This is a genomic window from Streptomyces sp. NPDC030222, assembly GCF_055573115.1.
In genome coordinates this window covers 151,410-161,823 of the sequence record NZ_JBVICA010000019.1, presented here as the reverse complement: position 1 = coordinate 161,823, position 10,414 = coordinate 151,410, and the positions used below count along the sequence as shown (strand labels likewise).

At 69.8% G+C, this 10,414-nt stretch carries 10 protein-coding genes and 2 pseudogenes; 10 read left to right on the top strand and 2 right to left on the bottom strand.

Going from position 1 to position 10,414, the window contains the following annotated elements:
* Window positions 1-84 (top strand): annotated as a pseudogene (locus tag ACZ4Z5_RS25365) (IS5/IS1182 family transposase); the annotation flags it as partial.
* A 9-nt stretch (window positions 85-93) separates the two neighbouring features.
* On the opposite strand, the pseudogene ACZ4Z5_RS25360 reads toward ACZ4Z5_RS25365, so the two are convergent.
* Window positions 94-384 (bottom strand): annotated as a pseudogene (locus ACZ4Z5_RS25360) (DUF4913 domain-containing protein); the annotation flags it as partial.
* 134 nt (window positions 385-518) lie between these two features.
* A complete protein-coding gene (locus ACZ4Z5_RS25355; protein ID WP_468266509.1) occupies window positions 519-1,274 on the bottom strand; it encodes a DNA-methyltransferase in 756 nt (251 codons plus the stop codon).
* A gap of 516 nt (window positions 1,275-1,790) precedes the next feature.
* Between ACZ4Z5_RS25355 and ACZ4Z5_RS25350 the strand changes: the two genes are divergently transcribed.
* From ACZ4Z5_RS25350 to ACZ4Z5_RS25310, 9 genes are all read left to right on the top strand, one after another.
* Window positions 1,791-2,909 carry a C40 family peptidase gene (locus ACZ4Z5_RS25350; RefSeq protein ID WP_468266507.1) on the top strand — a complete coding sequence of 373 codons (1,119 nt, stop codon included), beginning with the start codon at window positions 1,791-1,793 and terminating at the stop codon, window positions 2,907-2,909.
* 102 nt (window positions 2,910-3,011) lie between these two features.
* Window positions 3,012-3,320 carry a DUF6112 family protein gene (locus tag ACZ4Z5_RS25345; RefSeq protein WP_361370442.1) on the top strand — a complete coding sequence of 103 codons (309 nt, stop codon included), beginning with the start codon at window positions 3,012-3,014 and terminating at the stop codon, window positions 3,318-3,320.
* Window positions 3,320-4,006, top strand: a complete 687-nt coding sequence (locus tag ACZ4Z5_RS25340; protein ID WP_468266505.1) for a hypothetical protein — start codon at window positions 3,320-3,322, stop codon at window positions 4,004-4,006. Before ACZ4Z5_RS25345 ends, ACZ4Z5_RS25340 begins: the two co-directional genes overlap by 1 nt.
* A 21-nt stretch (window positions 4,007-4,027) precedes the next feature.
* Window positions 4,028-5,431: an SCO6881 family protein gene (locus tag ACZ4Z5_RS25335; protein WP_468266503.1), complete on the top strand. Its 1,404-nt coding sequence runs from the start codon at window positions 4,028-4,030 to the stop codon at window positions 5,429-5,431.
* Between the two features lie 78 nt (window positions 5,432-5,509).
* Complete coding sequence (locus ACZ4Z5_RS25330) at window positions 5,510-6,982, top strand: SCO6880 family protein (RefSeq protein WP_468266501.1); 1,473 nt, start codon at window positions 5,510-5,512, stop codon at window positions 6,980-6,982.
* A 36-nt stretch (window positions 6,983-7,018) separates the two neighbouring features.
* Window positions 7,019-7,465 carry a DUF6238 family protein gene (locus tag ACZ4Z5_RS25325; RefSeq protein WP_468266499.1) on the top strand — a complete coding sequence of 149 codons (447 nt, stop codon included), beginning with the start codon at window positions 7,019-7,021 and terminating at the stop codon, window positions 7,463-7,465.
* Window positions 7,466-7,493: 28 nt separating this feature from the next.
* Window positions 7,494-8,999, top strand: a complete 1,506-nt coding sequence (locus tag ACZ4Z5_RS25320; protein WP_468266497.1) for a VirB4 family type IV secretion system protein — start codon at window positions 7,494-7,496, stop codon at window positions 8,997-8,999.
* On the top strand, window positions 8,953-9,867 hold the full coding sequence (locus tag ACZ4Z5_RS25315) for a ParB/RepB/Spo0J family partition protein (RefSeq protein ID WP_468266495.1): 915 nt from the start codon (window positions 8,953-8,955) through the stop codon (window positions 9,865-9,867). Before ACZ4Z5_RS25320 ends, ACZ4Z5_RS25315 begins: the two co-directional genes overlap by 47 nt.
* Window positions 9,864-10,414: hypothetical protein (locus tag ACZ4Z5_RS25310; protein WP_468266493.1), on the top strand; the 551-nt coding region annotated here is incomplete at its 3' end. The genes ACZ4Z5_RS25315 and ACZ4Z5_RS25310, both read left to right, overlap by 4 nt.

Below are 10,414 nucleotides of genomic sequence, written 5' to 3'. Positions count from 1 at the left end.
CGGATCTTCCGACGCGCCCGCTGCAGCCCCACGCGCCTCTCCGCAATCGGCGCCGCGGTCCTCACCCTGGAGAGGCAACGCTGAAAAGGCTCAGTCACTCAACGAGTCGATTTCGTCCTCGTACTCCTCCCCTTCCAGCTCCAGAATCGGGCGCGGCTCGGGCGGAGCAGCCGGAGCCGGCCCGCCCAGTCCCGGCATGCCGAACGCGGCGAACGGCGAAGGAGCCGGGGGCGGCGCCGAGGCGAGGTGGTCGAGCTGCTGGGCCTGTTGCGCGGACTGCTCCATCAGCCGCCGGACACTGGCCTCAATCCCTTCGAGGTGGGGGTCCGGAACACGTACCGGCTCCAACTGCCCACCATCGTGGGTTTCTACGGATTCAGGCATGGAAAGTCTGTCCTCCTATGAGCCGTGGGAGATAAGGGTGGAGCGCAATCGCCGGTGCGGACCGGCGGCTTTCCACAAAAGGGGCAGGGCTCCGGACAGAAATCCCGAATGCCCCTCTGCAAACCGGGGCGACGTCAGACAGTCAGGCCGACGTCGTCCTGGGTGAGGGCCTGGCGGACGGTCTCGGTGAGCCGGTCGGCTGCGATAGCGGCGTAGTGCTCGGTCTTCTCCACGCCGATGAAGTCACGGCCTTCCAGCAGAGCCGCGACCCCGGTGGAGCCGGAGCCGGCACAGAAGTCGAGCACCGTGCCGCCCGCCGGGGCGATCTTGACCAGCTCGCGCATCACTTCCACCGGCTTCTGAGTGATGTGCTGACGCTTCGCACCCGACGGCTGTGAAGCGCTGTACAGACCCGGCAGGTAGACCGGGTTGCGGGAGGCGTCGATCGGCCCGTTGGATGCCCAGACGATAAACTCACAGTTCTGCGTGAAGCGGCCCTTCTGGGGCCTGGCCTGCGGCTTGTGCCAGGCCAGCACGCCGCGCCACAGCCAGCCGGCGGCCTGAATGGCGTCCGTCGTGACGGGGAGCTGGCGCCAGTCGGTGAACAGCAGCGCCGTCCCGCCGGTCTTCGTCAGCCGGTGGGCCTCGGTCATGATCTGCGTCAGCCAGAAGCCGTAGCTGCGCTGGTCCATGTTCTCGCCGGTGAAGTCAGCCAAGGTGTGCTTGGCGTCGCCGGATGTGTACTTCTGCTTCGCGCTGCGGGAGGTGCGCTCCTTGGCTGTCCGGCCGCCGCTGTTGTACGGCGGGTCGGTGATCACGGAATCGACGCAGGCGTCCGGAAGGCCGGCAAGGACGCTGAGTGCGTCGCCCTGGTGCAGGGAAAAAGGCAAAGAGAGACCCCGATTCGGGTTGAGGCGTGCGGAAGGAATCGCCCGTCGCGCATCTGTACCCCTGGGGCGGCCCGGAATTGGGGCATGCAGAAGCCCAGGGCCGTAGACAGAGGAGGGCGAGGGGAGTCCCAAAACTGTAGAGGCGAACGCGCCGCCGACCAAGAAGTGCCGTGCTGAGGGGCCGGTTTCCGACCCCCCTCACGCTGACTTTTTGGTCGGCCGCCAATCCGGCCCTACTGTTTTGGGACTGCCCGGCAGACACCGCCGCTGGCCGAATTCCCCCCTGCCTATCGGAGGTTTCCCCTGCCCCGGCATACCTAGCTCTCCCCATGGCCTGCGCGGCGGGCGGCAACTCGCCCGAGTAGGCCAGCACCTTCATCGCCCACCCCGGCCGCCGCGCCCCTTCCACCACGCCACGCGCACGCGGCACGCCGGACCTGCACGCAAGGACACTCTCGTGACCCCTCGATACCCACGCCTGCCCGAAACCGGTGACCCGCGAGCGGGCCGTACCGGTTGAAGACGCTCGCCGCCGGCATCGGCGTCGTCTTCCTCTCCCCGTTCCTCCTCGGCGGCGCGGCCATGATGATGGCCAGCTCCAGCGAAGCCGCCACCAGTAGCAGCGCCACCTTCCAGTGCCTTACCGACGTGGACACGGACAAGGTCACCGAGCAAGTCACCAAGATCCTCGACGGTGCGGACGCATCCGATGTCCGCGTCGAGGGGCTGGACCTGCCCGCTGAGCAGGTCCCGAACGCGCAGACGATCGTCGCCACCGGCATCAGCCTCGAGGTTCCCAAGCGCGGTCAGATCATCGCGCTCGCCACCGCCATGCAGGAGTCCCGGCTGCGCAATCTCTCCGGTGGTGACCGCGACAGCCTCGGCTTGTTCCAGCAGCGCCCCTCTCAGGGCTGGGGCACACGCGACCAGATCAGCGACCCCGTCTACGCGAGCGAACGGTTCTACAAGGCGCTGCTGAAGGTGAACGGCTGGCAGCAGATGACCGTGACACAGGCCGCCCAGGCCGTACAGAAGTCCGGCTACCCGGACGCGTACGCACAGTGGGAGCCGCTCGCGATCGCGCTGCAAAAGGCCATCGCCGCCACCTTCCCCGGAGCCGGCGACAACGGCTCCGACAAGGGCACTGACCAAAAGCCCGGCGACTCGGGCTGCGGCACCGGCGACGGCTCGCAGTACGGGCCGATCCCCGAAGGGGCCGTCCCCAAGGGCTACAAGACCCCCAAGGACACCGACCCACGGGCTCGCAAAGCGATCGTCTGGGCGATGCACCAGCTCGGCACGATGTACCAGTGGGGCGGCTCGTGCACGGCCCCCCGCGGCCCTGACCCGATGGGCCGCTGCGACTGCAGCTCGCTGATGCAGCAGGCGTACGACAAGGCCGGCATCAAGCTCACCCGCACCACGTACACGCAGGTCAACGAAGGCAAAGCCGTCTCACCGAAGGCCATGAAGCCCGGTGACCTGATCTTCAGCCGCGGCACCGCCGCGCGCCCCGAGCACGTCGGCATGTACCTGGGCGAAGGGCTCGTCATCGAGGCCCCGCGCACCGGCAAGCCCGTCCGCATCACACCGCTCAAGGACTGGGACGTCCTCGCGGTCCGCCGCGTGCTCTGACGCCAGCGCCCGCGCCGCTCTGCGCGGACCACCTCCTCCCTCCTCTCCCTTCCTCCATACCGGGCCCTCTGGCCTGCGCACGCAAGGAGCCTTGCCCCACCTATGACACCCCTCGCCGACCGGATCTATCTCGCCTTCGACCCAGGGATCACCCCGAAAGGGGGCGGCCTGCCGGGACTTGCCGTCCTGAAGAACGTCGTCTCCAGCATCAACATGTTCGGCATCATCGCCGTGGTCGGCGCCCTCGCCGTCAGCCTGGCGGTGTGGGCCTGGGGTCACCACACCGGTGGCCACCAGGCCGAGGCGAACGGCAAGAAGGGCGCCACCGTGGCCGCCGGCGCCGCCCTCGGCCTGGGCGCCGCGAACGGCATCGTGGCCTTCTTCTCCGCCCTGGGGTCGCAGGTCCAGTGATGCAGAAGCGCTCCCTCTCCCTGTCGGGCTACGGAGTGGGCTGGTCGGCCAACCGCCGCATCGCTCTGATCGCGATCGTCCTGGCCTGCTTGCTCGCCGCCGCCGGCGCAACCGCCTACCTCACCGGGCGCGGAGGGTCACACGGTTCACCCGCCGGCAGTCCGGCCGCATCGCCGAGCGTGTCGGCATCCGCAGAACCCTCCGAGGGATCGGCCGCCGATACGGGCTCGGTGCCCCGACCGCCGCGGATCTCCGATCCCGTCGCCTTCGCCAAGGCCGCCGCGGCGATGCTCTGGTCCTACGACACCCGCACCACCAGCCACGCCCAGCAGCTCGCCGGCATGGAGGCGTGGATGACGAAGGAGAGCGAGTACAGCGACTGGGCATCGATCTCCGCGCAGGTGCCCGACCCGGTCCTGTGGTCGCGGATGGCGGACCAGAAGCAGTACGCCACCGCTGCCGTCGCCGAGGCGCACTACCCGGCCGCGTTCAAGCAGGCCCTCGCCGAAGACCCCTCCGCGATCACCAAGGCGTACATCTACGCCGTCACCGTCACCGGCAAGCAGTCCATCACCTGGGCCAAGGGCGGCGGAGGGGCGGAAGACCGCTCCATCACCCTCGCCGTGCAGTGCCGGCCCTCGTCCGACTGCTCGCTCGTCGCCATCGCCCCGCGCGTCGCGCCCTGACCACAAGGAGGTAGCTCCCTCATGGGATTTTGCGACCTTCCCCTCGCGGACAAGGTCTGCGCGGTCGGCGAGGCAGTGGACTTCGCCTCCGACCCCGGCAAGGCCATCGGCGACTGGATGGCCAAGAGTGCCGGCGAACTCGCCGCCGCCTCGGCCGACCTCGCCGCCAAGGCCGTCGACGCCACCACCCACGTCGACCTGAATGCGGCCTGGTTCCGCGACAACTACGAGACGATCCTCCCGATCGGCCTGGTCGTGCTCGTGGCCACCTTCTGCGCCCAGCTCGTCCGCGCCGCCATCCGCCGCGATGGTCAGGCCCTGAGACAGGCGTTCACCGGCACGGCGTCCGGCGTGATCTTCGCGTTCGCCGCCATCGCCCTGACCACCGTCGCGATCGAAGTCGTCGACGCCCTGTCCGCCGGCCTGTTCAAAGCCGCGAACACGGACATCGCCTCCGCGGTGCGCCGCATCGTCAAGGTCAACCAGATACCCGGCCTGGCCGGACTGGGCTGGCTCGTCGCCGTCTTCGTGGCCCTCGGAGCCGCCATCGGCGCCATCATGTACTGGTGCGTGATGATGGTGCGCAAGGTCGGCATCCTCGTCATGGTCACGTTGGCCGTCTTCGCGGGCGCAGGTGGCGGCTGGGAAGTCGCCCGCCGCTGGCGCAAGGGCTGGATCGAGGCCACCGCCACCCTCGTCGTCTCGAAGCTGCTGATGACGATCATCTTCGTCCTGGGCATCGCCGCCATGGGCAAGACCGAGGCCAAGGACGGCCTGGCCGCGCTCGCCGACGTCCTCGCAGGCATCGTGATCATGATTCTGGTGCTGCTGTGCCCGTACGCCACCTTCAAGTTCGTCCACTGGGCCGCCGAAGGCACCGACGGGGAATCGATTCACCGTGCCGGCGGCGCCGGTGCCCAGCTCGCCAAGCAGCACGCCGAGCGCACCGCGAAGAAGGCCGCCGCGATGGCCGCCAGTGCCGGAACAGGCGGTGCCGCAGCCGGAGCAGGCGCCGGAGCCGGTGCTGCCCCGCAAGGCCCTGACTCGATTCCGGGCGGCGGAGGATTCCCCGGCGACATCGCCCCCAACTCGACCGGCGGTGACAGCCAGCAGAGCCCCCAGGGCGGTGGAGGCGGTGCATCACCCGGCGGCGACGCCGTCAAGTCCGGCCTGGAGAAGGCCGTGCAGCCACCGCCGACCAGCGTCACCGACGACACCAGCGGTCAGGTCGGCGGCAGCCCGTCAGCCGGCGGCACCGGCTCGGGCGCCGCAGCCGGCCAGGCCGGCGGATGGCAGACCACGCCACCGACCACCACCCCGCCACCGCAGGGCGCCCCGCCGTCCCCCGGCCCGCAGACCGCAGGTTCACAAAACCCCGGGACGAGCGGGACGGCATCCCCACCGCCGCCTCCGACCGGCCCCTGACCCTCTGCCCGCCCGCTGGGGGCGGGAGACACCGCGCCTTTCGCCCCCAGCCTCCCCCGCGCCTTCAGGACCATCCCCTTGTCTGATCTCTCCGTCGCCCCGGTCACGGTGAAGTTCCCGCACCGGTCCCGCCGCGGCATCCTCCTCGGCCTGTCCCTACCGCAACTCGTCCTCGTTTCCAGCGCATTGGCACTCCTGCTGGCGACGGTGGTCTCCACCGGGCTGCTCGGCGCCATCGCGCTGGCCCCGCTGTGGGCGGCGGTCGCCGCACTGGTCGCCATCCGGCGCAACGGCCGCTCACTGATCGACTGGGCTCCCATCGTCGCCCGCTACGCACACCGCCGCCGGACCGGGCAGCTCCTCTGGCTCGCCCGGCCCGTCAGCCGGCCCCGGCAGGACGGCATCCTTCACCTGCCCGGCACCGCCGCCTCCCTTCGCGTGGTCACCCCCGGCGACTCCGCCAACGGGGCCTCGGCCGTCCACGACCCGCACCGGCAGACCCTCACCGCCATCGCCCGCGTCAGCAGCAGAGCCTTCGCCCTGCTCGACCCGGCCACGCAGAACCACAATGTGAACGGCTGGGGGCGCACTCTGGCGGGCATCGCCCGCACCGGGCACGTCGCCACCGTGCAGGTCCTGGAGCGCACCGTCCCCGACTCCGGCGACACCCTCGCCCGGCACTGGGCCCAGCACGGACAGCCCGAGGCCCCGGTCGCCGGGCAGATCTACTCCGAACTGGTCGCCTCCGCCGGACCCGCCGCTGCCCCGCACGAGACCTACCTCGCCATCTCACTCGACCTCAAGGCCGCCAAGCGCCTCATCAGCCAGGCTGGTGGCGGGCTCCCAGGAGCATTCACGGTCATGGAGCAGACCACCGCCTCCATCGCCCAGGCCGCCCGCAACGCCGGCCTCATGGTCACCGGGTGGCTCAGCGCCCGGGAGATCGCCGCCGTCATCCGCACCGCCTACGACCCGAAAGCCCTCTCGGCCTTGCAGCAGTGGTCCGACACCGGCCGCGCCGAAGCCGACCCCGCGGCGGCCGGACCCGTCGTCCAGGTCGAGGAGTACGACCGGATCACCACCGACACCGCCCGCCACGTCACGTACTGGGTGGAGAACTGGCCCAGGACCGAGGTGGGCGCCGGATTCCTGCACGGGCTGATGTTCACCGCCGGTGTGCGCAGGAGCCTGTCCCTTATCTACGTGCCGCAGGGGCTCGAGTCCGCGCTGCGTGACGTCCAGCGGAAGAAGGCGGCGATCATCGCCGACGCCAGCGAACGCGCCCGCCGCGGCCAGGTCGACAGCGAGGAAGACTCCGTCGAGTACGCCGACGTCAAGCAGCGCGAGCGGCAGCTCATCGCCGGCCACGCCGACGTCGCCCTGACCGGCCTGGTCACCGTCACCGCCGACACCGACGCCCTCCTCGACGCCGCCTGCGCACAGATCGAGACCGCCGCCGTCACCGCCAGCGTCGACCTGCGCCGCCTCAACTACCAACAGCCCGACGCTTTCAGCCTCGCAGCGCTGCCCCTCGCCCGCACCGCCCTGTGACCCCTGTCCCCGGCGGCAGGAAGGAACGTAACCCCTTTGCCCCCTCCTCCGCGCGCCGACGACGCGCCCCCCTATCTCCGCGCCGCTACCGCCGGAGTGCGCCACCACACCCGTGCCCTGAACCGGTCGGCGCCACGCGGCCCGGCGGACCGAGTCCACCTCGACGTGCTCCACGCCCACCTCACCGCCCTGCACCAGCTCCTCGACCAGCTCGCCGAGACCACGCGCCCTGCGCATCCGGCCGCGGGCCGGCACCTCGCCACAGCGAACACGCGACTGTGGCAGGCCACCGCCGAAGTCCACACGGCCTTCCACCTCATCCCCGCCATCACTGAGAACGCCACCGAGTGCCGACCCGAGCGGCTCCCGGACGGACCGCCGGTCCTCACGATCTGCCAGCGCCACCTCGCCGCCGGACACACCATCCGCCGCAAGACCACCCCCACCGACCTCCGCACGCACACCACCGCGTGCGTCCGATGAGCACCATCCGCCGAAACGAGGGCCCCCGATGAGCCACCGGCCCGCCCGCCGTGCCACCGCCAGCCCACTGTTCACCCCGCACGGCACCGACCGGGCCAGCCGCAAGGCCGCCCGCCGCCAGCTCGCCGAAGCCGCCGCCAAGGCCCGCGCCGAAGCAGCCGCCCAGCCGGCGGGCGCCGCGCCGGCCGAGCACGAAACACCCGCACCCCTCTACCCGCCGAGCGGACGCCCCGGACCTGCGTCCGCCCGCGGGAACCGCCTGAAACTGCCGGCCCACCGCATGACCACCGCCATCGCAGCCGGCGCGTACCCCTTCCTCGCCGAAGGGGGGCTCGGCGCCGAAGGCATCTACATCGGCCGCGATGTCCACGCCGAAGCATCCTTCGTCTTCGACCCGTTCGCCCTGTACGGCAAAGTCGAGGGCTTCACCAACCCGAACGTGCTGCTCGCCGGCGTGATCGGCCAGGGCAAGTCCGCGCTCGCCAAGAGCTTCGCGCTCCGGTCGGTCGCCTTCGGATACCGCATCTACGTACCCTGCGACCCCAAGGGCGAATGGACACCCGTCGCCCACGCCCTGGGCGGTACATCCGTCGCCCTCGGCCCCGGACTACCCGGCCGCCTCAACCCGCTGGACGCCGCGCCCCGGCCAGAGAGCATCGCCGAGGCGGACTGGGTCGGCGAGATCCGCAAGCGCCGCCTCCTCCTGCTCGGCTCGCTGGCCCGCACCGTCCTCGGACGGGACCTGCTGCCCATGGAGCACACCGCCCTCGACGTCGCCCTCGACGCCGTCGTCACCAACGCTGACGCCACGGCTCGCACCCCGCTTCTCGGCGATGTCGCCGCCGCCCTGAACAACCCCACCGCGCTCGAAGAGGCCGCAGGGATGATGTCCGGCCGGCTCGGCGACGCGGCCCGCGACCTCGCCCACGCCATGCGCCGCCTGGTCCACGGCGACTTGGCCGGCATGTTCGACGCCCCCTCCACCGTGCGCTTCGATCCCAACACGCCGATGCTCACCATCGACCTGTCCCGGCTCGGCGGCTCCGGAGACGACACCGCCCTCGTCCTCGCCATGACCTGCGCCTCCGCATGGATGGAATCCGCCCTCACCGACCCCCGCGGCGGCCGACGCTGGATTGTCTACGACGAGGCATGGCGCCTGATGCGCCACGTCGGCCTGCTCCAGCGCATGCAGGCCCAGTGGAAGCTGAGTCGCGGCCTCGGCATCGCCAACCTCATGGTCATCCACAGGCTCAGCGACCTGCTCACAGCCGGCGACGCCGGATCACAGGGCCGCGCCCTCGCCGAGGGGCTTCTCGCCGACTGCTCCACCCGCATCATCTACCGGCAGGAGACCGACCAACTCCACGCCGCAGCCTCACTGCTGGGTTTGACCTCCGTCGAAACCGAAGCCATCGCCCACCTCAACCGCGGGCGCGGCCTATGGAAGGTCGCCGGGCGATCATTCATCGTTCAACATCTTTTGCATGCGCACGAGCTGGCGCTGTTCGACACCGACGCCCGTATGCACTGAAAACCCCATCCGCCCCACCGGACGCATCGCCTCCCTTCTTTACACCCAGGAGATCCCCATACAGTTCCATCCGACCATCCTGCTCTTCCCCACACTCGACGAGGACGATCTCAAGGCCCTCGCCGACAACATCAAGGAACACGGGCTGTTGCACCCCGTCGTTCTCGACCTCAGCGGCCAGATCATCGATGGACGCCACCGTCTGAAGGCTTGCGAGATCGCAGGCATCGAGCCCTCGTTCACCACGTACGAAGGCGACCCCGACAGCTACGCCTTGTCCGCGAATATCCACCGACGCAACCTGACCAAGGGCCAGGTGGCCATGATCACGGCCAAAGCCTGTTCACTGAGTGAACAGAGCGGGCGTTCACCGAGTGAACACTCCTCCCGTTCACTGAGTGAACGCCTGGGAATCTCGCTGGGCACGGTAGGAAAGGCAAACGTCGTGCTTCTGCACGCCCCTGACCTCGTGGACCTGGTGATCAGTGGCGCCACAGCACTCAACGAGGCGTACGCCGTCGCCCAGGAGAACAAGGCCAAGGCCAACTCCGCCGAGGTCCAGCTCGCCCGACTGCGTGAGGAGGACCCCGAACTGGCCGACCGGGTCGTCGAGGGCAACCTGAGTCTGGCCGGCGCGTTGGCAGAGCGCACCGAGCGTGTCGAAGAGGACAAGCGGCAGCGCCGGGTGGCGACCCGGCTGCTGGACGAGGTAGTCCCTCCGCTCGCCCAGGCCCGTGGCACCCGGACGTTCAGCCGGTACGACCCCGCGTACGCCGCCGGCACGCCCATCACCCGCGAGATCATCGCGCACGCCATGACGGCGCTGGCCGAAATGGATCAGGTCTGGCAGGAGCGTGATCTGCCGTGACGACCACCGCTGACCTGCGCCTGCAGCACATCGTCGAGAAGACGGCTGTAGCTCTCACCGACACCGCCGGCCGATTCCACAAGCGCCATCTCACCGATGCAGTGCGCGAACAGCTCGCACGCGAGGAAGCCGACCCGCACATCAAGGCCGCAGCCCTGGAAAAGCTCGCCCAGAGCCTTGTCACCGGGTTCGGTGACCACCGCAATCCGCGCCGCAGGCGAACCAACGGGCTGTTTCACCCCCAGGACGTCATCAAGTTGGGCAACGGAATCTGGGTTTGGATGGCCCGCGCCACCGACTCCGACCTGGTCGAGTGGCGCCGGCTGTCGAGGAAGAACCGGGTGCGCGTCGATCAGGCGGACAACGAGGTCCAGGACTACACGGACGAACGTCTCGACGCCTTCCGCGCCTGTACCGACGTCCTCTACCTCGAAGACCTGGAGCGGGGGGTGGTTTGGTTGGAGAAAAACCACACAGAACCAACCAACCCCCTTCGGGTTGGGACACACAAAACAAACACCCCCGACCCCCCCATTCACCACCAACC